This is a genomic window from Anaeromyxobacter oryzae, from assembly GCF_023169945.1.
In the GTDB taxonomy this organism is placed as follows: domain Bacteria; phylum Myxococcota; class Myxococcia; order Myxococcales; family Anaeromyxobacteraceae; genus Anaeromyxobacter; species Anaeromyxobacter oryzae.
The window spans coordinates 5,321,410-5,345,666 of the sequence record NZ_AP025591.1; the positions used below are offsets into that span (position 1 = coordinate 5,321,410).

The window sequence follows — 24,257 nt, forward strand, 5'->3', positions numbered from 1 at the left end:
GGGGCCGCGGGTCATCCGGCCGGATGACCCGCAGGGATCAGCACGATGACACGCTCGTGCCCGGTGAAGCGAACGGCTTCCCGGACGGCGGCGGGATCCATGCCGCCGACGACGACCGCCGCGAGCCGGAGGGCGACGACCTGGAGCAGGAGGTTCTCGCTCGCGAGGCCCGCCTCGTAGTCGGTCCAGGTGGTGCTCCGCGCCCCGGCGTCCATGCGCTCGTACACCGCGGCGACGACGAAGACGACGGGCGCGGCATGGACCTGCGGCTGCGAGGTGGCGCGGGTCAGCATCGGGTCGCCGCCCCTGGCCGGCGCGAGCAGCTCGAGGGCGTGGCGAGCCGGCACGTACCGGTAGCTGCCCCGCGCCAGACCCTCCACGTTCTGCACCACCACCGCGAGCTCGAGCGGATACAGGTGCCGCGCCGACGGGGCGGTGCGCTTGCCGTCCGGTCCGCTGACGCCCTGCGCCGCCCAGAGGAGCTGGCCGAGCTCCGCCACGGTGAGCGCCTCGTTCGTGAAGGCACGAACGGAGCGTCGCGCCGCGAGCGCGGACTCGACGCTGACGGTGCCCTGCTTCTGCGGTACGGGGAGCGGGAGGACCGGCGCGGCCGCGGACGCGGCGGCGGGCACGAGCAGAGCGGCGAGCGGCAGCACGAGGGAGAGCCGGAACATCGACGCCTCCTGGGCGAGGACACGTCCCGAGCTTCCATCACCGAGCCGGCGCGAGATCGCGGTTTGTCGGATAGCGCAAGAGAGGTGCGGCAGGAGTTCGCGCCGGTAGTCTCACGGCGAGGGGCGAGGAGGAGCGGAAGGATCCTCGCATGCTAGACCGGGCACGCGGTGAACGGTTGCCGAGCGTCAAAGCGACTTCAGGAACGCGACGACATCCTCCTGCTCGTCCGGGCCGAGCTCGAAGAACCTCCGCCGCGCCGTCGCGGCCTGGCCGTCGTGGGCCGCGATCGCGTCCGGCAACGTCGTGGCGCGCCCATCGTGCAGGTAACGGTCGACGAGCCTCAGGCCCCAGAGCGGCTGGGTCCGCATCTCGTTGCGCGTGGCCACCGCCTCGATCCCGCTCGCGTCCGCCTGCGCCCCGCCGATCCCATCGCCGAGGGAGCCCATGTCGTGCAGCAGGAAGTCGGAGTAGGGGTGGAACGCCTTGTTGTCCAGGGCGGCGAACCGGCTCGAGCCCGTGGTGAGCGTGGGCACGTGGCAGTCCGCACAGCCGACGCGCTCGAAGGCGGCCTCTCCGCGCACCGCGCCTGGCGTGATTCGCCCCCGCGGCGGGGGCGCGAGGAAGGTCATGAAGTCCCTGAACCGCGCGACGTCGGTCCCGTCGTCCTCCGGGTCGGCGACACCGTCGTCGCAGGTGCCCGGAGCGGCGCCGGGGCAGTTCTCGACCGGGAACGCCGAGCTCGTTATCCCCATCTCGTTCACGTACGCGCTCCCGGCGAACTCCAGGAGCGACTGGATCTGGGCCTTCCAGCCGAACTTCGCGACGGCCGGCTGCCGGTTGGCCCGGCTGGTCGCGATGCTCACGCGCCCGGCGGTCTCGGGCGTCTTCTCTCGCTGCGCCGCCGCGATCGAGTGGAAGGTCTCGTCGGGCACCGCGTCGACGAGGCCGAGGCCGAAGAGCGGGATCGACCGCCGCCGCGCGGTGACGTCGGCCTCGGCGGGCACCTTCTCGGCGTCGAAGCCGGGGATCGCGAACGCCTGGAGGAGCGTCCCCCCGAGCGCCGCGAGCGGATCGAAGCCTCCGCCATCGAGCCGCCGGCCGAACCGCGTCTCGAAGAGATCGCTGCCGCCGCCGGCTCCGCCCACGTCATGGCAGCTCGCGCATGCGACCGCCGGGGTCTCGCCCCCGCTCACGCCGTTGAAGATGGGCCCGAGCCCGTCCGCGATCCCCTCGCGCGTCTCGAACTGCGCGCGACCGGCCTCGAAGCGCGCGCGCTGCTCGGCGTCGAGGCCGGGGAGGGGGGCGCTGAACGACTCCGGATCCGGTGCGGACGCCGCGGCGTCGATCGCGCCGACCGAGGCCAGTGCGCCCAGCGAAACCATCGTGATGCGAGCCCTCGATCCCATCGGCCCTCCGGCGGTTGGTGCGGCGTATTATCGGTCCCCCCGTCTAACCGGGACACGCGCGCCGGGTCACGCGAAACGTGTCGGACCGGCGAGCAGGCGAGGCGTGAATCGCAGCGCCGCAATCCGGCAGAGCGAAGCAGCCCGAGCGCGGCGCGGTCGGCGCCGCATCGAGCGTCGTGGCTGGGTCCGCCCCGCGGGCGGTCCGCCGCGCTCAGGTCCGCGACAGGGCGGCTCGGACGAAGCGGGACCGGACCTGCTCGGTCGCGAGGAGCTGCTTCGCGGGCGGCAGGTTCGTGATGGCGGAGAGGGCGCGTCGCAGGAATCGCGCCCCCAGCCGATCGCCGCCGTCCACGAGCAGCTCGGCGAGGCGCCCGCGCTCGAGCGACATCCGCACCGCCCGCTCGACGGCGTTCACCGGGACGCGGGGGCGCTCGCTACGCGCCATCACGAGCGCGTGCTTCAGGCACGCGTCCGCGCAGACGCCGCACCCGATGCACCGATCGTCGTCGCGCACGGGCGCGAGCTCGTTCTTCCTCGTCCCCGGCTCGCGCACCGGCACCATGGTGATCGCCCCGACGGGGCAGGCCCGTGCGCATCGCGAGCACCCGGCGCACCGGTCCGGATCTCGTCGCGGCAGGAAGCCGCTCGGGTTCACCGCCGCGAGATCGTAGCGCGTGATTCCCGCGAGCAGCTCGCAGCAGCAGCCGCAGCAGTTGCACAGCCACGCCGGCGTCCGCTGGACGTTGTCACAGATCTGCACCAGGCCGCGCTCGCGGGCGGCCGCGAGCACCTCCAGCGCCTCGCTCCGCTCGACGGCGCGCCCGAAGCCGCGGCGTGCGACGAACTCCGCGCCGCCGTTCAGGGACATGCAGATCTCCATGGGCGCGTCGCACGCGCGACCGAGGTGGAGCGCCTTGTGCCGGCAGTAGCAGCTCGTGACCGACCAGGCCCTCGCGCTCGACACGACCTCCGATGCCCGCTCCCAGTCGAGCACGTCCGGCATCGGCTCGTCCGCGAGCTTCGACTCGTGCACGAGCGCGCGCCCCAGGCTCGTGTCGCCGCCGAGGGCCTCGCGGGCGAACGTGTCGTCGCCGTGCATGTACGCCTCGTACGCCTCGGAGAGGCGCTTCTTCGGGAGGCCGTCGTCGGTGCGCATCAGGGAGAACTCGAAGAAGCCCACGACGGGCGGCGCGAGCACGTAGACCGGCTCGCCGCCGCGTGGATCCACGACGTCGAGCACGATCCCCTTGTCACAGAGCGGCTCGAGGCGCGCGCGCAGCGTCGCGGCGTCGGTCCCGAGGCGCGTCGCGAGGGCGCCGAGCGTCATGGGTCGGACGGGCAGCCGCGACGCGAGCGCCGCCTCTTCCGGCGTGAACAGGATCTCGAGAAGCTCCTGCCAGCCCTGCCGGGCGCGCGCGTCGTCCGGCTCGGGCATCGCGACCGACCCCGCGCCGAGCCGCTCGACGAGCTCGCTGTACTGCTGCTTCAGGCGATGGAGGTGTCCCATGGTCGGGAGCGTCTCGCTCCGGCGCGGCTGCGACGAAGGGAGCTCGGGTTCGTTCCACCGAACGCGACCAGAAGCGCCACGCGTCCCGCCGACGTCCTGCTTGCGCAGCGGCGCGGGGGGCGCTCGGTATCGATCGCGGCTGCGGTTCCGGTCGTGGCCGCGCTTCTTCGAGCGTCGCCACGCTGCCCTGCTCGCGTCCTCGCCGCCCGCACCCACGGTTCGGGATCACTCGGCGGCGGGAACACGCCGGAGCGTCGCGGTGCGCGCCATCGCGCACTAGCAAGCATACATGCACACCGCCACCGAGCTCCCTTCCTTCACCCGGCCGCCGATCGACACCCGGGCGCGCCTCGACCTCGACACCACCGCCGAGTGTGACCGCTGCGGCCAGCCCGTTCACCGCGAGACGGCGGTCGAGCAGGGCGACGGCCCCGACGCCGTGCTCCTCTGCGCCGAGTGCGAGTTCGGCGCCGACTGACCCCCCGCGGGGCCGAGGCTCCACCTGCCGGCCCGCCACCGGCCGCCCAGGCTACGGCATCCCACCATCGCGCTCTCCGGATGAGTCCGGGTAGGCTCCCGGCGGATGCCCTCCAGCGTCGCCGCCGTCCTGCTCGGTCTCGGGTCCGCCGCCTCATGGGGGTCGGGCGACTTCACCGGCGGGCTCGCGTCGAAGCGCTCGCCCGTCCTCGGCGTCCTGGTGGTCGGCCAGGCCACCGGCGTGACCCTGATCGTCGCGACGGCGCTCCTCCTGGGCGAGCCGTCGCCTGCGCGCGCCGCCGTCGCCTGGGCCGTCGCGGGCGGCGCGGCGGGGGCCGTCGGGCTCGCCGCGCTGTACCGCGGGCTCGCGGTGGGGCGGATGGCGGTCGTCGCGCCCGTCTCCGCGGTGCTCTCGGCGGCGATCCCGGTGGTGTGGAGCGCGCTCGCGGAGGGGATCCCGCCGGGCTCGAAGCTCGCGGGGTTCGCGCTCGCGCTCGCGGGGATCTGGCTCGTCGCGCGCGCGGGGCCGCCCGGGGAGGGACGGGAGGGGCTCGCGCTCGCGTTGCTCGCCGGCTGCGGCTTCGGCGCCTTCCTCGTGCTCATGCACCACGGAGCGCAGGGCGGGACCTTCTGGCCGCTCGCCGCCGCGCGCGGGACGTCCCTGGCGATGGCGCTCGGCGCGGCGACGGTACGCCGCCGGGCGTGGGCGCCGCCGCGGTCGGCGGCACCGCTCGTCGTCCTCTCCGGCGCGCTCGACGCAGGCGGGAACGCGTTCTTCGTGCTCGCGACGCAGGCCGGCCGCCTCGACGTCGCCGCGGTCCTGTCCTCGATGTACCCGGCGAGCACCGTGCTGCTCGCGGCCGCCGTGCTCCGCGAGCGCGTGAGCCGGCCGCAGGGCGCGGGCATCCTCGCGGTGCTCGGGGCCATCGCGCTCATCGCGGGGTGAGCGGTCGTCAGCTCTCGCGGCGCACGGCGCCGGCCCGCAGCTCCAGCCTCAGCGCGTCCGGGGTCCACTCCTCGCGCAGCGCGCGCAGCACGAGCTCCGCCTGGGCGCGCGGGGCGAGGCCGTCCACCGGCGGGTCCCGGTCGAGGTTGGTCGGGAACGGATAGCCCTCGGCGCAGGCCGCGACCACGTTGGCGAGCCACGGCTCTCCGGCGCCCTGGGCCTTCCGCCGGAGCAGCACGGGGTAGACGGCGTTCACCACGCGCTCGCGGTCCACCGCCTCCATGGCGCGGCCGAACGCGGAGGAGATCTGCAGCAGGTTCGCCATGCGCCGGACGTCCGCGGTCCGGTTCCGACCGGCGGCGTGGAAGAGCGCGGGGTCGAAGAAGACCGCGTCCCCCTTCCGCAGCGGAAGCTGGACGTGGTGGGCCTCGAAGTACGCGCGGAACTCCGGCCGCCACCAGGCGAGATAGCCGGGCTCGTACCTGTGCGAGCGGGGCAGGTACATCGTCGGGCCGCTCTCGACCGGCATGTCCCGGTGGGCGACGGCGCCCTGGAGCGTCAGGAAGCGCGAGAGCCGGTGGACCTGCGCCGGGTACCGCGCGGCGACCTCGGGCGGGAGGAAGCCCAGGTGATAGTCGCGGTGGACGGTCTGGGCGGCGGCGCCGGGGTTGACCACGTTCACCTGCGAGGTGATCTGGTAGGCGGGGCCGAGCCACGCGGTGCAGACCAGGGCGACGAGGTCGTTGGCGTAGTAGTCGGCGAAGACCTCCGGGGCGCGGACGGCGAGCTTCTCCAGGGCGTTCCACACCCGGTCGTTCGCGCCCGGCTTCGCGAAGTGGTCGCCCGCGGTCGCGCCGGCCAGGTGCTGGTCGGCGATCAGGGCCTCGAAGACCTCGGTGGCCCGGTCGACGACCTCGGGATCGGGGAAGGCGTGCTCGAGCACGACGATGCCGGGGCCGTCGGAGAGCGCCCGGGACAGCTCCGCCTGCACCTCTCGGCGGCGCGCCGGGTCGGCGGCGAGGCCACGGAGTCGATCGCCGTCGTACAGGAGCACGTTCCCCTCGACCGACGCGGCGAGCGGGTAGTCGCGGATCTCGGTCGCCCGCTCGACGAGCGCCCGGAAGTCCTCCAGCTCGCAGTCGGCCTCGGAAAGCCAGGTCCTGGGTCCTGCAGGGGTGGCGGCCATGTCGTCCCTCCCGGTCGCCGGATCCTGTGCGGGCACGGGTGAGCGGCGTCGCCTCGATCGCCACCGGGAACCCATCGAGAGCCCGTCTCCGGGTCGGATGCGTCCTTCGTGGACCCGCGCGTCGCCTCGCCGGGCGAGGGCTCACCACGGCCGGTGCGGGGGCCTCTGCCGGCGCGCCACGCCGATCGCGGCGATGAGCCGTTCGGCGCTGACCGGCTTCTCGAGCACCTGCGAGCCCTCGAGCACGAGCGAGCGCAGGCCTTCCGTGCCGTGCGCCGTGACGAAGACGGTCGGGAGGTAGCGCCCGGACGCGTGGAGATGCTCGCACAGCTCGACGCCGCTCATCTCCGGCATCCGCACGTCCGCGACGAGGCAGACGGTGTCGTCCGGCGGACCCGATGCGAGCAGCTCCGCCGCGGACCCGAAGGTGCTCACCTCGAACCCGAACGACCGGAGGAGCCGGGACAGCGCGCGGCACACGGACTCGTCGTCGTCCACGACGAGGATTCGTCCGGCCGCCGCATCCACCATGGCCGCTCCAGTTCCAGCGCCCGGTACGAGCTGCACCGCTGCACTGTTCGCCCAGGCGACGGCGCCGCGACAGACGACCAAGGTCCATCCCCTGGCGGGATGATGCGCCGCGGGAGGGAAGCTCGCCGCCACGCGCTCGGCGCGGCCGCGGGTCGCGCGGCTTCGGGGGTAGGTCCATCGTCCAATTCTCGGAAGCGTGGAAACACGCGATGTAACGACCGGTCAAGGGCTGGGTTCCGGTTCCTGCTGGAGGTCCGAATGAGAACGCATCGATTCTTCTGGGGGCTCGCCGCGGCGCTCCTCGCGTCTTGCGGCAGCTACGGCGCGCCGGACGAGGTGGTGTTCGGCGAGGCCGTGTACACGCAACAGTCGCCCGGCTTCGACTTCAAGCCGCTCTCGACGTACTACCTCGACCCGACCATGAAGGTCGTGAACGACACGGTGTCGACGACCGAGCCGTTGCCTTCCGGCCTCCAGAGCGCGATCGACTCGCACATGGCGGCGCTCGGGTACACGGCGGCGCCGCTCGCCGTGGCCAACGTGGGGCTCCATGCCTCCCTGCTGAAGGGCACGGGGACGGTCTACTACCCCGGCTACTGGTGCGGCTACTACTCGTACTCCGGGTGCTACTACGGCTGGAGCTACGCGGGCAGCTATCACTTCGGGAGCGTGATCCTCGAGATGGGCGATCTCACGGCGCCGGCGGGCGGGACCCTCCCGATCCGGTGGGTCGCCGCCATGTACGGGGTTGCGACTACGGGGACGGTGGACGTCCAGCGCGCGGTCAACGCGGTCGACCGCGCCTTCGCGCAGTCGCCGTACCTCGACACCCACTGACCACCGTGAAAGGGATGCCATGAAGACGACGATCGCCAGGGCCGCCGTGGTCGGCGCGCTCCTCGCCGCGGGAAGCGCGGGCGCGCAGGGGTTCGAGACGTACCGGCCGCGCCAGACGATGTACATCCTGAACTACGAGGTCTCGACCGCGCTCGGCAGCTTCTCGGACAAGTTCGTGAGCTCCACCAGCTGGCGCGGCTTCTCTTTCGAGGGCCGGTCGATGGTGAAGGAGAGGCTCTCGGTCGGCCTCGGGTTCACCTACAACCGGTTCGAGCAGACGCACTCGCTCCTGTCCACCACGACGCCAAACGGCGGGACGCTGAGCGGGCCGGTGTACCGGTACGCGGACCAGCTCGGGTTCAAGGCGCTCGTGCACGCGTACCTCCTGGAGGGCCCCCTGCAGCCGTACATCGGCGTCGGGCTCGGCGGCGTCTGGACGTACGCCTACGCGCAGACGACGGACCTCGCCAGGGCGGACGACGGGTTCGACTTCATCGCGAGCCCGGAGGTCGGCCTCACGTTCACGGCGGCCCATGGAGCCTCCTCCATCGGGCTCAACTTCGCGGTCCGGTACAACTACACGACCGCCGACTTCCTCTCCGTGAACGACGCCCAGTCGCTCGCGGTGGTGATCGGCGTGTTCGGCGGGTACTAGGGGCCGTGGCGCGACCGCCGCCGGCGAGCGTCGCGAGCTCGTCGGCGGCGGGCCTGTCTCCCCGGTCGGACGTCCGGGCGAGCGCGATCACTTCACCGAGTAGCCCCGCCCCTCGAGGCAGACGCCGAACGCCTTGTTGAACGTGGCCGTCGTCTGCTGCGCCTGCTGCTGCGTCGCCGCGGTCGCCTCCTTCGCGGCCGCCTCCTGCTGCTTCTTCTTGCCCGCCACGCCCTTCACCCCGCCGGCGGTCGCGCCGATCGCGGCGCCCTTGCCCGCGTCGCCCGCGACGGCGCCGATGGCGGCGCCCGCCGCTGCTCCCTTGGCCGCGCCCTTCACCGCCCCGCCCTTCGGGGCCTCCGCGGGCTGGGCCGGCGCCGCGGTCGCGGGCGCGAGCGGATCGATCCCGCTCTGCTGCTTCGCCCACTGGTAGCAGTCGTACTCGTCCTTGTCCTGGACGTCCTTGGTCTGGCCCTTGGACGGATACACGTAGAGTCCCCACTGCTGCGACAGCGACTTCTGCGCCGGGGCGGCAGGCTGGGCGGCAGGAGGCGGCGGAGCCTGGGCCGGCTGCTGCGCGAAGGACGGGACGGCTCCGGTGAGCGCGAGCGTGGCGACGAGCAGGCGTTTCTTCATGGTGCGGACCTCCTGTGAGGCGGCGTTTGGCGGCGCGAACCGCTGCGAGCGCAGAGTGCGCGGCGGCGGCCGTGGCCGGGATGAGAAGCCCGGCCCGCCGGTCCGGAGAATTGGACGATGGTCCCAGCCCGTAGGACGCACGCCGACCGGCGTGGGCCCGTCCGCTCCCGTGCAGCGCGGGCGCGGTCCGCGCGGACGGGCGCGGGAGACCAAGGTCCCATCCCGGCTCCCGACTGACTGCGGTACTCGCTGAGAGGGGTGGCGCCGCTGGCGCAGCTGCGCGAGGCCGTCCACCCGAGCCCCCGGCGGCCCGTGCCGGCGCCACACGAGGAGGAGAGGATGACACCCGCACGCTGCTCGCTGCTGGCCGTCGCCGCCGCGCTCGCCGGCTGCTCGACGGTGAAGATCAACACCCAGTACGACCCCGCCACGCCGTTCTCCGAGTACCGCACCTACGCGTGGATCACGACCGCTCCCGGGGCCGAGCAGGCCGCTCCGGTCCGCAACCCGGCCGTGCGCGCGATGATCGTGACCGCGATCGACCGCGAGATGGCGAAGAGAGGGCTCCTCCTGGCCGCTCCGGACAAGGAGCCCGACTTCCTCGTCTCGGTGCTGGGATGGTCCCACAGCCGCATCGAGGTCACGAACTACGGCTACGCGTACGGCGGCGCCTACGTGTACGGTCCGTACGGGCCGTCGCCGGTCGCCGTCCCGGTGGCGGACGTCGCCGAGTACACCGACGGCACCCTGCTCCTCGACTTCGTCGACGCGAAGACCCACAAGCTCTTCTGGCGCGGGACCGCGACGGACACGGTCACCAGCACCGCGAACGTGAAGGACACGATCGACGACGCGGTGCGCCACCTGCTGGAGGCGTACCCGCCGAAGAAGTAGCGCGCCGCTGCGCGGCGGGTCAGGGCAGGAGGACGAGGCCGCCCAGGAAGTTCCACTGCCACACCGGGATGCCGCCGCTCACGGCCAGCCCGGCTCCGCCCCCGCCGACGTAGATGGCGCCGCTGCTGAAGTACACCGGGGCCGCGACGCGTGCGTCGAAGCGGAGGGCGACGTGCTCCGAGAGGTCCACCTTCAGGCCGGCGCCGAGCGTGAAGGCGAAGCGCCAGGTGTCGCTCAGCGAGGTGCTCGACCCGTTCGCGTACCGGAGCGTCCCGGGCATGAACAGCGCCGCCCCGATGGTCGCGCCGCCGAAGAGGGTCGCGCGGTCGCGCCGGACCCCCTTCATCCCGCCGATCTGGAAGTAGTGCGTCGCGACGTTCATCGGTGAGCTGCCGGAGAGGAGGGGCGTCCCGGAGAAGGTGACGGTCGGCTCGGAGTAGAGCCAGATCAGCTCGGCCCACGCGCCGGGGAGGGTCTCGATGTCGACCGCCGCGCCGTACACGGGCGCGTCGCCGACGCTCACGTGCCCCTCGACCGTGCTCACGTCGGTGTTGAGCTGGTACCCGGCGAGAGCGGTCACCTCCGTGCGGCCGCGGTGCGGCCCGGAGGAGCTCATGGGCGGCGGGGAGGGAGCGTACTGCGCGAGCGCGGCGACCGGCGTGGCGGCGCAGGCGAGCGCGAGGACCGTGGCGAAGCGGCGGCGAGCTTCCATGTTTCCTCCGGTGGGGCGATCACTGCGGGACGTGGCTCATGAAGTCGGCGCTGTCGGTCTCGATGACGTCCGGCTGCATGGGCCAGACCTTCGCGATGTCCTCGGGCGTGTTGATCGTCCACACGATGATCCGGTAGCCGACCCGGTGCAGGCCCTCGACGACGCTCGCGTCGAGCGGCTCGCTCGAGGGGTCGTACTTGAACGAGATCCCGGTGGCGCCGAGGTTCGACGCCGCCGTGAGCGGCCCGTCGATGTCGCCGAGCGCGTTCACGAACGTGAACACCGGCGTGGACTTCTCGACGACGCGCTCCAGGAAGGCGCGCTGCTCGCTCTCGACGGCGACTCTCCCGCCCATGCCGTTCGCGAGAACCAGGCGATCCAGCTCGTCCGCCATGGCCTCGGCCTCGTCCCTCCCGACCGACCGGCAATACTGGCCCTTGATGTCGAGGGAGAAGAGGCTGTCCGGGAACTCGACGGAGATCGCGGCGAACACCTCGGCGAGCCGCACGTAGTGCTGGACCGGAGCGCCGGACGAGGGGTCGTCGCAGTACGCGACCGCCTCGATCTCGCCGTCGTGAAGATCCTGGAAGCACCCGACGCCCTGTCCGTCGCAGCCGAGCACCTCGTTGTCGTGGCCGAGCCAGAGGGTCCCATCGGCGCTGAGCTGGATGTCGATCTCGACGCCGTCGAGGATCGACGCGCCCCACTCGACGGCGGGGAGGGTGTTCGGGAGGTACGGCCCGTCCGAGCCGCCGCCGCGGTGCATGAGCACACGGGTCGGCCACGGCGCCACCGGGTTCGGCGGCAGGTAGTCGATCTTCTCGCACGCCGCGAGGACGAGCACCGCCGCCGCCGCGCGTCCGGCGACGCTCATGGCCCGCCGAGCCGGTAGCTGATCTCGACGCATACGCTGCCGTTCCATCGTGTGGGGTGACCGAAGTCGAAGTTCTGCTTCCGATCCGACTCGAGCACCCCGGTGAGCGCGACCCCGCCGTCGAGCGCGAGCCGGAGCCGCGGTCCGAGAGCCTTCGCGAGATAGGCGCCGAGCACGAACGAGAGGTTCGTCCAGTCGTAGCTCGGGTCCGATCGCGTCCAGTAGATCGCCTTGAGGTCCCACCCCGGCTCGAGCGTCCAGAACGGGCGGAAGAGCGCGTGCGAGAAGGTCGCGCCGATCGTCGTGGTGTGCGCGCCGCCCGCGACCCCGTACCCGCCGAACAGCGCGACGGCCGCGCGCTCGTCCAGGTGGTACGAGACCCCGACGTGCGTGACCTCGTAGTAGCCCCAGCCCCCTTGCACCGCGAACCCCTTCCTCGTCGCGGGCGCCTCGGCCGGAGCCGCCGGGGCGGCGGAGGACGCCGGCGGGACCGCGGGAGTTTCCACCGGCGGCGCCGTGGGCTCCTGCGCCCGCGCGGCCGCGGCGGGCGCGAGGAGCAGGACGAGCACCGCCGGGATGGGGCTCGCGGGCATCGACGCCATCATCCGGGGGGCCAGCCCCGCAGGGAAATCGGACCTTGGTCCCGCTCCGCGTGGCGCCTCCGCGGCAGCGCCAGCGCGAACGGGCGCGGCCAGTGCGACGAGGGCCGCCTCGGCGACGCACTCCGACCTTTGGCCAATGACCTTTCGCTCGCCGTTCGCGAATAGTCGAGCCGCGTCCCCGACGTCTCGCGGCACCCGTCGCGCTTGGGGGGCGACGAAAGGATGGACCCATGATCACGAGGAACCTCGTCGCGGTCGCCCTGTGTCTCGCCGCCGCGCAGGCTTCGGCGGCGGACCAGAAGCAGTTCAGCGCGTCGCGCACCGAGACGATCACCGCGAAGGTCAAGACGATCGATCAGAAGACACGGATGGTGACGCTGGTCGGCAAGGACGGATCCGAGACCACCTTCAAGGCCAGCGAGGAGGCGCGGAACCTGAAGCAGGTCAAGCCGGGAGACGTGGTCACCGCGACGCTCGACCAGCAGCTCACGCTGTGGCTGCTCGCCGCCGACCAGCCCGCTCCCGAGCTCTCCGTCGGTTCGGAAGTCTATCGCGCACCGGCCGGCCAGAAGCCGGGAGTGATGATGACCTCGGATCTGGGCGGGGTCGCGACCGTGGAGGCGATCGCGCCGGACAAGAGCTCCGTCACGCTCAAGGGCCCGAGGGGAAATCGCGTGAAGCTCGCCGTGCGCGACCCGAAGAACCTCGAGGGCGTCACGGTGGGTACGCGGGTGGGGTTCGCCTACAGTGAGACACTGGCCGCCGACGTGCACGAGGCGAAGAAGAAGAAGAAGTGACCCCGGCGCGCGTCGCGTCGCACGCCTCCCGCATCACCACGACGTCCACGGCCCGCCGATCCGTCGAGCGCTGCCCGTGGACGTCGTCGCGCACCCTCCTCGTCCGTGCATGCGAGCGGGCGGCGAGCGTCCTCCCGGGTCCATCCGCACGCGTCCTGCAGCCGCACGCGTCGTCGCTTACTGCATCCGGCCGGCGCACCAACGGGTGAGAAGGCGAGGCACCCCCAGTGAGCTTGTTGTGGGCCGCCCCACCGTTGCACAAGAATTCGCGACGGACCAGGGGGCGAACCGATGCAGCCGCGACGCGGGCGAGAGGGGCTCGGGAGGACACCTCACCAGAGCCTCGTCGACGCCCTCGCGAGGCGGCTCGTCCACGCGACGGTCTCGGCGCTGCCCGACGAGATCGTCGCCGCGCTGGAGGCCGTGGGGCGGCGGCTGCGCGCGGACCGCGTGATGCTGTGGGAGTCGAGGTGGCCCGAGCGACGGCTCGCGCTCGCCCACGAGTGGTCTCGGCACGGCTGCGCGCTCCCCGTCGCGACCATCACCGCGGACGAGCACCCGTGGCTGATGGAACAGCTGCGGGCGGGCCGCCGCGTCGCATTCCGCTCCTGTGCGATGCTGCCTCGCGAGGCGTTTCGCGAGCGGAAGTTCTATGCGCGCCACGGCCCGCGATCAGCCGCGATCCTCCCGCTCGTCGTCGGCGACACGACGGAGGCGGTGCTCGTCGTCGGGACGATGAGGCGGGAACGTTCGTGGAGGCGCGCGACCCTCTCCGTCGTGGAGCAGGTCGGAGTGGTCCTCGCCACCGCGATCGTGCGCAAGCGGGCCCACGAAGCTTCCGTGGAGACGGAGGGTCGTCTCGCCGGCGTGCTCGAGGCCGGTCCGGACGCCATCCTGCTCGCCGACCGGAACGGGCGGATCCAGCTCGTGAACGGCCGCGCGACGGCGATCCTCTTCCGCACGCGCGACGAGCTCCGCGCCCAGCGCCTCCAGGATCTGCTCGTCCTCGCTCCGGAGGCCGCCTGGCTCGCCGGCCGCAGCGCCATCGACGTGCTCCTGGCGAGCGAAGGCCCACAGCAGCTGTGCGCGCGCCGCGGCGACGGCTCCACCGTGCCGGTGCAGGTGACGTTGCGCGAGCTGCGGACGGCGGCGGGCGAGCTGTTCTGCTGCGGGATCCGCGACGTCAGCGACGACCGCCGGGCGCAGGAGGAGACGACCCGGCTGCGGAACGAGCTCGCCTTCATGAGCCGGACGGCGCTGCTCGCCGAGATGGGATCCGGCATCGCCCATGAGCTGAACCAGCCACTCACGGCCATCCTCAGCAACGCGGAGACGGCGCAGCGGCTCCTCGGCTCCTCGGCCGGACGCGACCCCGACGAGCTCCGCGAGACGCTCCGCGACGTGGTGAACGAGACGCGCCGCGCGGCGGACGTGCTCGGGCGCATGCGCGAGATGCTCCGGCGCAAGGAGGTCGAGCGCTCGCCGCTCGACCTGGCGGCGCTGCTCGGAGACGTCGCGCGGCGCTTCCGGGAGGAGGCCGTGGCTCGCGCCATCCGGATCTCGGTGGACGTCATCGCGGGGCTGCCGCCCGTGCTGGGCGATCCCGTGCAAGTCGAGCAGGTCGTCATGAACCTCGTCCTGAACGCGTTCGAGGCGATGGGCGGGGAGAGCCCCCCGCGGACGATCGCGATCCGGGCACGGCGGACGCAGCCCGACGGCGTAGACGTCTCGATCCGGGACAGCGGACCGGGGCTCGACGACGAGGCCCTGGCGCATGCGTTCGACACCTTCTTCACGACGAAGCCGCGCGGTCTCGGCATGGGGTTGCCGATCAGCCGGTCGATCGTGGAAGCGCACGGTGGCCGGCTCCTCGCCCGCAACAACGCCGACCGCGGGGCCACGTTCGAGTTCCATCTACCCGCAGCGCCGAGCGCCGGCGCCGCGGACGTCCGGGGGAGGCCCTCATGACAGCCGACACGCTGGTCCTGGTGGTGGACGACGACGAGTCGGTGCGGACCGGCCTCACCCGTGTGCTCCGCTCCGCGGGCTACGCGGTGGAGGCGTTCGAAGGGGCGCGCCAGCTCCTCTCGCGCCTGCCGAGCGTCGACCTGCCGTGCTGCATCGTGAGCGACGTCCGGATGCCGGGGATGGATGGGCTCGCGCTCCTGGAGGAGCTCGGCTCGGGGACCGCGCCCGCGCTCGTGTTCCTGACCGGGTTCGCCGACGTCCCGACCACCCTCCGCGCGATGAAGCACGGGGCGCTCGACCTGCTCGAGAAGCCCGTCTCCTCGGACGTGCTCCTCGCCGCGGTCGCCGCCGCGATCGAGCGCGCCCTCAAGAACGAGGAGACGCGTCATCGGGTCCACGATCTCCGCGAGCGCTACCGGACGCTCACGCCGCGCGAGCGGCAGGTCTTCGCCCTCGTCACCGCCGGCCTGCTCAACAAGCAGGTGGGGTACGAGCTCGGGACCTCCGAGAAGACGGTCAAGGTGCAGCGGGCGCGCGTCATCGAGAAGATGGGGGCGCGCTCGCTCGCGGACCTGGTCCGCATGGCCGACCGGCTCGGGATCGCAGCGTCGGTGGACGGCGCTCCCGCCGGAGAGGTGCATCGGACCGCCCCCCCGACCGAGCTGGCGGCTCACCTCTAGCGCCCGCACGTCAGAACGCCTCGCCTGCCCCCAGGTAGAAGCCGATCGAGCGCTCACCGCCGGCGATGTCCACGCGCAGCGCGGTGCGCGACTGCTTCAGGAGCATGACGCGGAGCCCCAGGCCGCCCGCGGGGCGGATCGTGTCGAAGAGGTCCTCTCCGTGCTCCGTGTAGCCGTACGCGGGGAGTTTCACCGCCGGGCGCGAGAAGGTCTGCGCGCTCGCGAAGACGGTCCCGCCGAGGAGCCCATCGGCGGTCAGCCGGAACCGCCACTCCGCCTCGCCGTAGACCATCGCCGTCCCTCGGAACCGTCCCTGGACATAGCCGCGGCCGGACGTGCTGCGCGGGTCCCAGCCGCTGGCCGGGAGCGCGAGGTACGGGACCCGGCCGCTCGTGACCCCCGACCCGAGGACCCAGAACGCGAGCAGGTTCCGGGGATCCTCGTCCGACAGCCCGACGTAGATGCGCCCGTCGGCCGAGATCATCGTGCTCGATTGCGTGCTCCCAAGCCACGTGGGGTGGCCGGTGAAGCGCAGGTGCGCATACCAGCCGCGATACGGCGCGATCGTCGAGTCGCGCGATTCGGACATCGCCTCGAGGCTGAGGCCCGAGAGCGTGTACGCGCCGGGATCGAATCCCTGCACGCGGCTGTACGCGAAGTGGCTCGTCACCACCGGCGGCGAGGCCGAGAGATCGAGCCTCCGGTCCACGATGCCGTAGTAACGGTCGAACCGGTACCCGACTCCCAGGTAGATGCTCCCGGCCACGTGGCGCAACGCGCTCTGGTGGAGGCGGAGCAGGTCGAAGTCCATCGGCTGGGCGCCGGGGATGGCGGCGAGGTCGCCCCAGCCGTTGATGCTGACCCCGGTCGCGAGCGGTGACGACGAGGCGCCGAGCCCGTACGTGTCCTGGTTGAACAGGAGCAAGCGCCAGTCGCCCAGGATCTCCCACTCGTTCCCGGCCGTCATGGCCGTGGCGGCGACGCTGACGATGAGCTGGTTCTTCGTCGTGTAGAGGAGCGTGCCCGTGGCGTTCGAGATGGTGGTGTCCTCGGGTTCGCCGAGGAGCATGCCCATCGTCCCCGCGAACCCGAGGAGGAGCCCCGACGACGGCGAGTAGCCGATCGCGGGGACCGCCGCCACGAACGGCACGAGGCGCTGCGGGGTGGGCGCCGCGGTCGTCCGCAGGCCGAGCAGGCCGTAGGCGTCGCGGCGATCGAAGTACTCCGTGCAGCGCCCTGCGACGCAGACGTTGCCGTGGCCGAGGCGGGCGGCGCAGGAGGTGCTCGACGTGCAGGGCTCCGCGGCGGTCGTGCCCTCGATGGGCGCGGCGCCCTCGTCTATGCCTGGCGCGGCGCCGTCGTCCGAGGCGCGCGCGGCGGGCGCCCCACGCGTGGCGACCAGGAGCGCGACGAGGAGGAGGTGAGCGCGCATCGGTCGCCGGCGACGCGCCTCCGCCCGCCCGGTCACCTGCCCTCCGTCCCGGGCGCGGGCGCACCCGCCGCGTTCCGCGTCGCGGGCGCCGCCCCGCGGGGCACGTCGAACGACGGCTGATGTAGCACGCGCGTCCGACCGGCTCCCCCGGCATCGAGGCTCGCCCAGACGAGCTGCCGCATGGCGAAAGCGACTTGCTCGTACTCGTCGTGACACCCCTGGGCGCGGTTCTTCGGCAGGTACCCCCTGTCGACGAGGCCACGGTAGGACTCCGCGTCGCTGCCGTACGCCATGCAGAGGACGTTGTAGTGGCGCTGCGCGTCCAGGCCGTGGACGTCGGAGAAGTCGCTCTCGTCCGGCGCGCGGCTCGCGGCGTCGTGCCTGTACATCCACGCCGCGCCGGTGAGGATCCGCCGGGCGATGCCCTTGCCCGCCTGGAGCAGGACGTACGCGGCGAGGTGGTCGGCCGCGTCCTCCTCGCGCCCCAGGATCGGGACGTCGAGGAGGTCGAAGATGGCGTGCCCGGCCTCGTGGAGGAGCACGAAGACCACGGGTCCTTCGATGGCGTCGTCCCGGGAGACGCCATACGGGGCGGCGCCCGCCGAGGCGCGCTCGAACTCGGCGACGAGCTCGTAGCAGAACGTGACGGTGAGGTCCTCGCTCTCGTACCAGGCGTTGGACTCACCGTCGCACCCCGCGAACCGGACCGTCAGCGGGCGCGGCAGGCGGACGACGCCGAACACCTCGGCGAACGTCTCGAGCACCTTCCGCTCCCGGAGGTGCTCGTACAGCGGACGGTGGGCGGGCTCCTTCGGAGGGTCGTACTCGATCCGGACGAGGGCGCTGCGCGGGCCCACGGGCGGTGCCGGCACGGCGCTCCCGGGCACCGCCGAGAGCGAAAGGACGAGCAGCGAAGCCAGCGTCCGTCGAGCGGGTCCCCGCGAGACGCTCCCCTTCCTCGCGGCGGGGACGTTCGGCGGGGCCGGCGTCGTCACGGGGACACCGCGCGCCGGCAGCGGCTCGACAACCGCTCGGACTGGGACCGCAGGCACAGGAACAACCTTCCCCCTCCGGCCGGGACGCCCGCGCAGAGGCGCGCCGCGTCCTCCGCGCAGGAGTCCGCGAAGTCCTGGAGCCGCTCGAGCGCGGTGACGACCGCGTCCTCGCAGTTCGTGGCCAGCTCGCGACGGCCCACGTGGACGCGCAGGCAGTCGAGGATCCGCCCTGCTCCGGGCGGCATCCTCGGACAGAAGCGGTAGACGTCCGGGGCGCAGTCCGCGTTGAACTCGGCGGCGCGTCGCTGCACCTCGCGCACGTTCTGCTGGCACGACGACGACAGCTGAAACTCGTTGCGCAGGAGGCACGCCCAGAGCCGGCCGTCGCCGGCCGGGATCCCCGGGCAGAGCCGGTCCGCGTCGGCGAGGCAGGGCGCGTCCGCGAGCGCGCGCCCGCCGCCGACCACGGCGACGAGGGCGGCGAGCCGAACGAGCTGGGTGCGCATGAGGCGGCGTCCTTCGTCTGGTGAGCGATCGATCGCGCACGCCGCCACGACGGGACAGACGACCAAGGTCCAGCCCTGCGAGGGGTTCGCCTGGACCGCGCACGCGTTCGGCGGTCACGGCGCGGGCGGCAGGAACCGCCAGCCGGGAGGGGCGGCCACGCGACACCGGGATACGTCCTTCGTCCCATTTCTGATCGGCTTCGCTTCCTGCGTCGATCGCGTGAGAACGGCGGGCGAGGCGTCCGCTGACCTCGGAGCGGGACGCACGAGGAGGGCTGGAGGTGTCGATGAAGGGGCGGCAAGGCGCCTGGGGTACGGAGTGGTAGCGCTCCCCGGTCGAGCGGGCGTGGTGGCGGCGGTCCTCGCGGCCCTCGCGAGCAGGCCCGCGTCGGCGCAGATCGTCGGCCCGGTGGACACGAACGCGGCGCCGGGAGCCGCGGACCGGATGCTCGCGGGCCACGTCTTCACCCCGTCGCTCCTCGTCCGCTCCCCGTTCGCCGTCACCGCATTCGAGGCGGATCTCCTGTACGGGTCCGGGAGCGCGACCGGGCCGACGTACGACGTCCACGGCGAGGTCGTGGGGGACGCGACGTACTCGTTCGCGGCCACGGCCCAGAGCTTCTCCTACGAGAAGAAGCTCCACGAGGGCATCTCCGCGGGGCTGGGCGCGCTGACCCAGCTCTACTCCGGGATCGACGGTCCCTCCGCGGTCGTCGTCGGGGCGGAGGTCCAGTTCGGCGCGTTCGGGCGCGTGACCGCCGGCCACCGCTTCGGCCCCGTCCGGGCGGCCGCCACGTTCGATGCCAGCTACGCCCCGCGGCTCGCCATCCAGGTGTTCGACGCGATCAAGAAGGCGCTCGACTCCGGCAGCCTCGAGACCGGCGCGGCGCTCAATCAGAGCAACGTCTGGACGCTCAAGCCAGGCCTGGCGCTCGCGTGGGCTCCGTTCCGGTCGCTGGGGCTCATCACGAGCGTGGACTACCAGTGGGTGTGGCTCGCCGCGTCGGGCGCGGAGACGCAGCAACAGTCGGGGCTCGACGCGGCGATCGCCGCCGATCTCGACCTCGGGACGTTCACGGGCGTACCGGTCGCGCTCCTCGCCGGGTACGGCGTCACGGCGCCGCTCGGATCCAACGGCGTCTCACGCGCCACCAGCGTCTCGGGCGGCGTGTTCTACACCGGCCGCCCCGCGCTCGCGCTCGGGGTCGAGCTGGGGCGCCGGACCTTCTCGGTCCGGAACCTCGACTCGAGCGCCCTCCTCGCGCAGATCCAGCTGAAGTACCACTGGTGAGCCCGAGGTCGAGCCCAGGTCCGATCGTCGGTGCGGCCTTGGTCCTATTCCGACCGAGGGCTCGCCGCGATAAGCGCTCCGTCGCAGAACACGAGCGCAGGGGGCGATCCATGCAAGTACAGATCAAGGTCGGAGTGGTGCTGTTCCTCGTCGGGGCGGCGGGGTGCGTCACCTCGGGCAAGTACGAGAAGAAGGCGAAGGAGTCGGCGGCGAACGAGACGCGGGCGAAGGCGTGCGAGGAGCAGGTCGCCGCGCTCACCGCGAGCAACGAGTCGCTGCAGAGGGACCTCACCGCCGCCACGCAGGCGCATCAGGAGCTGAAGGTGCAGGCGGCCGCCGCCGAGGCGAAGAGCGCCCAGTACGAGCAGCTCGCCGGCTCGCTGCAGCGCCAGATCCGGGCCGGGCAGATCGAGATCTCGGAGCTGCGCGGGAAGATGATCGTGAAGCTGAAGGACAAGATCCTGTTCTCGTCCGGGTCGGCGAAGCTGAGCGAGGAAGGGCGCGCAGCGCTCGGCGTCGTGGCCGACGTGTTCAAGGACATGAAGGGGAAGAACGTCGTCGTCGCGGGCTTCACCGACGACATCCCGGTGGCGTCCGGGCAGTACCGCGACAACTGGGAGCTGTCCACGGCGCGCGCCGTCGCCGTGGTGCGGTACCTCACGTCGAGGGGCGTCCCGCCTCACATGCTCGGCGCGGCGGGGTTCTCGGAGTTCCGGCCGATCGTCGCGAACGACACGCCGGCGAACCGCAGCCAGAACCGCCGCATCGAGATCGCCCTCACGCCGGCCGACTACGAGGCGCCGGTGGTCGAGCCCCGCTGACGCGAGCGACGCTCGAGACGCGAAGGCAGGCCGGGGCGGCGCGGCGTCACGCGCGCCGCCCCGCCGCGCTCGAGCTCACCCGCGCCCGCGTTGCAGCGGCGCGGGCTCGCCCTCCCAGCGCTCCCGCGGGACCACCACCGGGGCCTGCGGCTGCACGACGAAGTGCGGCGACATGATCTGGACGCCGGCCGCGTTGAAGGCGTCCTGGACGTGCGCGTGGAGGTCCGACAGCACCCGCGCGCGCTCCAGGGGCACCTCGAGCCGTGCCAGTACCTGGTACTCGACGTAGAAGTCGCCGAGCGTGCGTTGCAGGACGAAAGGGGCCGGTTCGCGCGCGAGGCCCCGGGTCTCTCGCGCGGCGCCGAGCAGCAGCGCGTGCACCTGGCGCCAGGGCGCGTCGTAGCCGATCGTCACGCTCGTTGTGACGAGCGGTCCGCCCCCGCCCGACAGCCGCGTGTAGTTGCGCACCGCGCCGCCGATCACGACCGAGTTCGGGAACGTGACCTCCTCGCCGGGGACGGTGACGACCTTCGTCGAGAGGAGGCCGACCTCGGTCACCACCCCCTCGGTGTCGCCGACCCGTACCGTGTCGCCGACCGAGAGCGCGCGCGAGTAGATGAGCGCGAGGCCGCTCATCGCCTGCGACACGAGCCCCGTCGAGCCGAGCGAGAGCATCACGCCCACGAGCACGCTCAGCCCCTTCACGGCTCCCGAGTCGGAGCCGGGAATGTAGGGGTACGCCGCGGCGAGCGCCACGAGCCACACGAGCGCCGACACCAGCCGCCGCGTGGCCGAGACGGTCTCCGGGTACAGGCCGGGGACGGCGAGGGCGCCGCGCTCGACGCGGTCGAACACCCCCTTCAGGAAGCGGGCGACGAAGCGGGCGACGAGGAAGATGACCGCCACCGTGACGAGCCCCGGGAGCGCTCGGAGCCCCGCGAGCCCGACCGCGGCGAAGATGCCGAGGACGCGACCCGTGAAGATGCCGGCCCAGGGCGAGGTGAGCGGGAACCGCCCGAGGACGAAGGTGCTCCAGACGTCGAGGAGCAGCGCGATGGCCGACCAGAACAGGACGAAGACGACGCTGCGGACGGCCGCCGTGACGACCGGCGCGACGTCGATCCGGCCGCGAAGCACCGACGCCGCGCTGCGGTTCGCGTACGTCGAGAGGGCGCGAGCGATCACTCGCCGCAGCCGCACCAGGAGCCAGAGGGCGAGCGCCAGCACCGCGCTCGCCACGCCGCTCTGCCAGAGACCGCGAAGCACGACCCGAGCCGACCGCTGCTCGCGCCCGGCGCGCAGGGCGTCGGCGAGCCGGTCCGCCGCCGCCGCCGCGACGCGGTCCGTCGCCTCGTCGCCGAGCGGGTCCCTGTCGCCGTCGGTGACGAAGAAAGCGAGCCTGCGCCCGACGAGCACCGCGAACCCGTGCTCGTCGCCGACCGACACGCGGTCGAACGTGACGGGCTCGCCGAGCGACGCGGGAGGGAGGTCGTCGATGCGCCTCAGGGCGACCCGGACGCGCTCGGCGGGATCGTTCCCGATGACCGTCGCGCGGAAGGTGACGATGTCGCGGTTCGCCACGGTCAGTGTGGCGGCGGAGGAGGGGGGCGGGGGCGCCCCCGCGGCGGCGAGGAGGGCGACGAGGACCGCGCAGCCGATCGGCATGGTGACGCGAGCTTACGCGGCGGTTCATCGCCCGGGAGGGGTCCCTCCGGGGATCGGCCCTTGGTCCCGTCCGCTCGTGGACGAAGGTCCGATGGAGACGTGCCGCGAGGCGCGGTACGAGCGGGACCGTCCATCCTGATCGGACGGGGCGTTCTGCCACATGGCGAGAGGACACGACGCGTCGGTGCGGGCGGGACCTCGCGCCGCGGGCGTGCGGTCCGTCCGGCTCGCTGCGCTCGTCGCGCTCCTCCTCGCCGGCGGCGGCTGCCTCCGGACCCGCGGCACGCCCGACGAGCCGGTCATCGTCTCCCTGGAGTTCGAGGGAGTGAAGGAGGTGGACGAGTCCGCGCTCCGGGCCAAGCTGGCGACGCGGGCGTCGGACCGCTTCGCGTGGGGAGACGCCCGGCGGCTCGACCCCGACGCCCTCGCGCTCGACCGCCGGCGCGTGGTGGCCTTCTACAAGGAGCGCGGGTACTACCGCGCCGCCGTGGAGGACGTGCAGGTCCTGCCGGAGGGTGACGGGCGCGTGCGCGTCGTGATCCGCGTTCGCGAGGGGAGCCCGGTGCACGTCGCCCGGCTCGACATCGAGGGGCTCGACGCGGCCCCGGAGGCGCGCGCAAAGGCCGGTTCGCTGGCGCTCGGCCAGGGGCAGGTCTTCACCTGGGCGGCCTTCGACGCGACCCGCGTCCAGCTCCAGTCGGCGCTCGCGACCACCGGGTACGCCACCGGCACGGTGACGCAGGCGGCCCTCGTCCGCGGAGCCGAAGGAGCCGCCGAGGTGACGTACAAGGTCGAGGCGGGACCGCGCTTGCGGTTCGGTCCGATCTCGGTGATCGGCACCGCCGCCGTGCCGGAGAAGAAGGTCGTGGCGCAGGCCGCGCGCCAGGTGAAGCCGGGCGACTGGTTCGACGAGCGGAGGCTGGAGCGGATCCAGGCGCGCGTCTTCGAGCTCGGCGTGTTCTCCGGCGTGCGCGTGAGCCGAGGCCCGCCCGATCCCGAGCTCGGCACCGTGCCGGTCGTCGTCTCCGTTCGCGAGGCCCCCTTCCACACGCTCCGGCTCGGGCCTGGTCTCGGGTTCGAGCCCTCGCGCTGGGAGGCGCTGGGGCAGGTCTCCTGGACGCACCGGAACTGGCTCGGCGACCTGCGGCAGCTGAAGCTCGATCTACACGGTGGGTATGCGTGGATCCCCGATCCGTTCGCGCCGATCCGCGAGGGGGTGGTGGGCAAGGCCTCCGCGGAGTTCACGCAGCCCGGCGTGTTCGGCGACGCGGTGGACCTCTCGGTCAAGATCGAGCTGGAGAAGGACCTGCAGCAGGCCTACGGCTCGTTCTCGGAGAAGGTCTCGTTCGGGACCCCGTTCCGGCCGGCGCCGCGCTGGACGGTCGTGCCGAGCTACAACCTCGAGATCTACCAGCTCAGCGACGTCGTGGGCGAGATCAGCGACCTCCCAGGTGTGCAGAACTGCCCGCAGGAGCAGTGCCTCCTCTCGTACCTGGAGCAGCGCGTCACCTGGGACCTCCGCGACCACCCGCTCGTCACCACGGAGGGTCTCTACCTGTCGCTCTCGCTGCAGGAGGGGTTCCCCGCCGGTGGCCTCGGCTACACCTACTTCCGCTTCGTGCCCGAGGTGCGCTACTTCACGCCGCTCGGCAGTCGCTCCGTGCTGGCCGCGCGGGCCCGCCTCGGGGCGATCGTGCCGATCAACGAGTCGGGGGCGGCCCCGATCGTGAGCCTCTTCACCGCGGGCGGAGCCGCCTCCATGCGCGGCTACGGGGTGGAGCGGCTCTCCCCCATGGTCAACAAGGAGGGGATCTGGGTTCCGACCGGCGGGAACGGGGTCCTCGAGGCGTCGGTGGAGGTGCGCCGCAAGCTCTCCGGCAACCTCGTGGGCGCCCTGTTCCTCGACGCCGGCAACGTCTCCGAGGCCTCCGGCAAGCCGTCACAGTTCAACGAGGTGCTCGACCTGAGCCACCTGCAGTTCGCGCTCGGCGTGGGCATCCGCTACGTCACGTCCGTCGGCCCGATCCGCGCCGACCTGGGCTGCCGGCTCCCCAACGATCTGAGCGCGGGCGTCCCGTTCTCGCAGCGGTTCCCCACCGTGCCCGGCGACTCCGGCCACCGCGAGCCCATCCTCGTCTTCCACGCGTCCCTCGGGGAGGCGTACTAG

24 protein-coding genes are annotated in these 24,257 nt (G+C 72.7%); 11 read left to right on the forward strand and 13 right to left on the reverse strand.

What is annotated here, in order from left to right:
- Positions 1-11: 11 nt before the first annotated feature.
- From AMOR_RS23075 to AMOR_RS23085, 3 genes are all read right to left on the reverse strand, one after another.
- Positions 12-674 (reverse strand): SagB/ThcOx family dehydrogenase, encoded by a 663-nt coding sequence (locus AMOR_RS23075; protein WP_248354571.1) that lies wholly within the window; start codon positions 672-674, stop codon positions 12-14.
- A gap of 186 nt (positions 675-860) precedes the next feature.
- Positions 861-2,081, reverse strand: coding sequence for a di-heme oxidoredictase family protein (locus AMOR_RS23080; RefSeq protein ID WP_248354573.1), 1,221 nt, complete (start codon positions 2,079-2,081; stop codon positions 861-863).
- Between the two features lie 211 nt (positions 2,082-2,292).
- Positions 2,293-3,588, reverse strand: a complete 1,296-nt coding sequence (locus AMOR_RS23085; protein ID WP_248354574.1) for a 4Fe-4S dicluster domain-containing protein — start codon at positions 3,586-3,588, stop codon at positions 2,293-2,295.
- Between the two features lie 289 nt (positions 3,589-3,877).
- Here AMOR_RS23085 and AMOR_RS23090 point away from each other — a divergent pair, with 289 nt between their 5' ends.
- On the forward strand, positions 3,878-4,066 hold the full coding sequence (locus tag AMOR_RS23090) for a hypothetical protein (RefSeq protein WP_248354576.1): 189 nt from the start codon (positions 3,878-3,880) through the stop codon (positions 4,064-4,066).
- Positions 4,067-4,171: 105 nt separating this feature from the next.
- Positions 4,172-5,011, forward strand: coding sequence for a DMT family transporter (locus tag AMOR_RS23095; RefSeq protein ID WP_248354577.1), 840 nt, complete (start codon positions 4,172-4,174; stop codon positions 5,009-5,011).
- A 7-nt stretch (positions 5,012-5,018) separates the two neighbouring features.
- Here the strand turns inward: AMOR_RS23095 and AMOR_RS23100 are convergent, their stop codons facing one another.
- Together AMOR_RS23100 and AMOR_RS23105 are read right to left on the reverse strand one after the other, a co-directional pair.
- Positions 5,019-6,197, reverse strand: a complete 1,179-nt coding sequence (locus AMOR_RS23100) for a phytanoyl-CoA dioxygenase family protein (protein ID WP_248354579.1) — start codon at positions 6,195-6,197, stop codon at positions 5,019-5,021.
- A 141-nt stretch (positions 6,198-6,338) separates the two neighbouring features.
- On the reverse strand, positions 6,339-6,728 hold the full coding sequence (locus tag AMOR_RS23105) for a response regulator (protein ID WP_248354581.1): 390 nt from the start codon (positions 6,726-6,728) through the stop codon (positions 6,339-6,341).
- A gap of 258 nt (positions 6,729-6,986) precedes the next feature.
- On the opposite strand from AMOR_RS23105, the gene AMOR_RS23110 reads away from it, so the two are divergent.
- Both AMOR_RS23110 and AMOR_RS23115 read left to right on the forward strand, forming a co-directional pair.
- Positions 6,987-7,565: a DUF4136 domain-containing protein gene (locus tag AMOR_RS23110; RefSeq protein WP_248354583.1), complete on the forward strand. Its 579-nt coding sequence runs from the start codon at positions 6,987-6,989 to the stop codon at positions 7,563-7,565.
- Positions 7,566-7,584: 19 nt separating this feature from the next.
- Positions 7,585-8,220, forward strand: a complete 636-nt coding sequence (locus AMOR_RS23115) for a hypothetical protein (protein ID WP_248354585.1) — start codon at positions 7,585-7,587, stop codon at positions 8,218-8,220.
- 87 nt (positions 8,221-8,307) lie between these two features.
- Here AMOR_RS23115 and AMOR_RS23120 read toward each other — a convergent pair whose 3' ends face one another.
- A complete protein-coding gene (locus tag AMOR_RS23120) occupies positions 8,308-8,853 on the reverse strand; it encodes a glycine zipper family protein (RefSeq protein ID WP_248354587.1) in 546 nt (181 codons plus the stop codon).
- A gap of 339 nt (positions 8,854-9,192) precedes the next feature.
- Between AMOR_RS23120 and AMOR_RS23125 the strand changes: the two genes are divergently transcribed.
- Positions 9,193-9,747 (forward strand): DUF4136 domain-containing protein, encoded by a 555-nt coding sequence (locus AMOR_RS23125; RefSeq protein ID WP_248354589.1) that lies wholly within the window; start codon positions 9,193-9,195, stop codon positions 9,745-9,747.
- Positions 9,748-9,766: 19 nt separating this feature from the next.
- Here AMOR_RS23125 and AMOR_RS23130 read toward each other — a convergent pair whose 3' ends face one another.
- The 3 genes from AMOR_RS23130 to AMOR_RS23140 are packed head-to-tail and all read right to left on the reverse strand — an operon-like array spanning position 9,767 to position 11,926.
- Positions 9,767-10,459, reverse strand: a complete 693-nt coding sequence (locus tag AMOR_RS23130) for an outer membrane protein (RefSeq protein ID WP_248354592.1) — start codon at positions 10,457-10,459, stop codon at positions 9,767-9,769.
- Positions 10,460-10,478: 19 nt separating this feature from the next.
- The gene (locus tag AMOR_RS23135; RefSeq protein ID WP_248354594.1) at positions 10,479-11,333 is read right to left on the reverse strand and encodes a glycerophosphodiester phosphodiesterase; all 855 of its coding nucleotides are present in this window, start codon (positions 11,331-11,333) and stop codon (positions 10,479-10,481) included.
- The gene (locus tag AMOR_RS23140) at positions 11,330-11,926 is read right to left on the reverse strand and encodes a hypothetical protein (protein WP_248354596.1); all 597 of its coding nucleotides are present in this window, start codon (positions 11,924-11,926) and stop codon (positions 11,330-11,332) included. The genes AMOR_RS23135 and AMOR_RS23140 overlap by 4 nt, the downstream gene beginning before the upstream one ends.
- 239 nt (positions 11,927-12,165) lie before the next feature.
- Between AMOR_RS23140 and AMOR_RS23145 the strand changes: the two genes are divergently transcribed.
- From AMOR_RS23145 to AMOR_RS23155, 3 genes are all read left to right on the forward strand, one after another.
- Entirely contained in the window at positions 12,166-12,732 is a 567-nt protein-coding gene (locus tag AMOR_RS23145) for a hypothetical protein (protein WP_248354598.1), read from the forward strand.
- A 291-nt stretch (positions 12,733-13,023) separates the two neighbouring features.
- Positions 13,024-14,700, forward strand: a complete 1,677-nt coding sequence (locus tag AMOR_RS23150) for an ATP-binding protein (protein WP_248354600.1) — start codon at positions 13,024-13,026, stop codon at positions 14,698-14,700.
- On the forward strand, positions 14,697-15,380 hold the full coding sequence (locus tag AMOR_RS23155; RefSeq protein ID WP_248354602.1) for a response regulator transcription factor: 684 nt from the start codon (positions 14,697-14,699) through the stop codon (positions 15,378-15,380). The genes AMOR_RS23150 and AMOR_RS23155 overlap by 4 nt, the downstream gene beginning before the upstream one ends.
- Positions 15,381-15,390: 10 nt before the next feature.
- Here AMOR_RS23155 and AMOR_RS23160 read toward each other — a convergent pair whose 3' ends face one another.
- The 3 genes from AMOR_RS23160 to AMOR_RS23170 form a co-directional block, all read right to left on the reverse strand.
- The gene (locus AMOR_RS23160; RefSeq protein ID WP_248354604.1) at positions 15,391-16,812 is read right to left on the reverse strand and encodes a BamA/TamA family outer membrane protein; all 1,422 of its coding nucleotides are present in this window, start codon (positions 16,810-16,812) and stop codon (positions 15,391-15,393) included.
- 32 nt (positions 16,813-16,844) lie between these two features.
- Complete coding sequence (locus AMOR_RS23165) at positions 16,845-17,684, reverse strand: DUF4344 domain-containing metallopeptidase (RefSeq protein WP_248354606.1); 840 nt, start codon at positions 17,682-17,684, stop codon at positions 16,845-16,847.
- Between the two features lie 119 nt (positions 17,685-17,803).
- The gene (locus AMOR_RS23170) at positions 17,804-18,313 is read right to left on the reverse strand and encodes a cysteine rich repeat-containing protein (RefSeq protein ID WP_248354607.1); all 510 of its coding nucleotides are present in this window, start codon (positions 18,311-18,313) and stop codon (positions 17,804-17,806) included.
- A 349-nt stretch (positions 18,314-18,662) separates the two neighbouring features.
- Here AMOR_RS23170 and AMOR_RS23175 point away from each other — a divergent pair, with 349 nt between their 5' ends.
- Together AMOR_RS23175 and AMOR_RS23180 are read left to right on the forward strand one after the other, a co-directional pair.
- Entirely contained in the window at positions 18,663-19,604 is a 942-nt protein-coding gene (locus AMOR_RS23175) for a hypothetical protein (protein ID WP_248354609.1), read from the forward strand.
- Positions 19,605-19,714: 110 nt separating this feature from the next.
- Positions 19,715-20,425 (forward strand): OmpA/MotB family protein, encoded by a 711-nt coding sequence (locus AMOR_RS23180; RefSeq protein ID WP_248354611.1) that lies wholly within the window; start codon positions 19,715-19,717, stop codon positions 20,423-20,425.
- Positions 20,426-20,500: 75 nt separating this feature from the next.
- On the opposite strand, the gene AMOR_RS23185 is transcribed toward AMOR_RS23180, so the two are convergent.
- Positions 20,501-22,090 carry a mechanosensitive ion channel family protein gene (locus AMOR_RS23185; RefSeq protein ID WP_248354612.1) on the reverse strand — a complete coding sequence of 530 codons (1,590 nt, stop codon included), beginning with the start codon at positions 22,088-22,090 and terminating at the stop codon, positions 20,501-20,503.
- Positions 22,091-22,250: 160 nt separating this feature from the next.
- Here AMOR_RS23185 and AMOR_RS23190 point away from each other — a divergent pair, with 160 nt between their 5' ends.
- On the forward strand, positions 22,251-24,257 hold the full coding sequence (locus AMOR_RS23190; protein WP_248354614.1) for a BamA/OMP85 family outer membrane protein: 2,007 nt from the start codon (positions 22,251-22,253) through the stop codon (positions 24,255-24,257).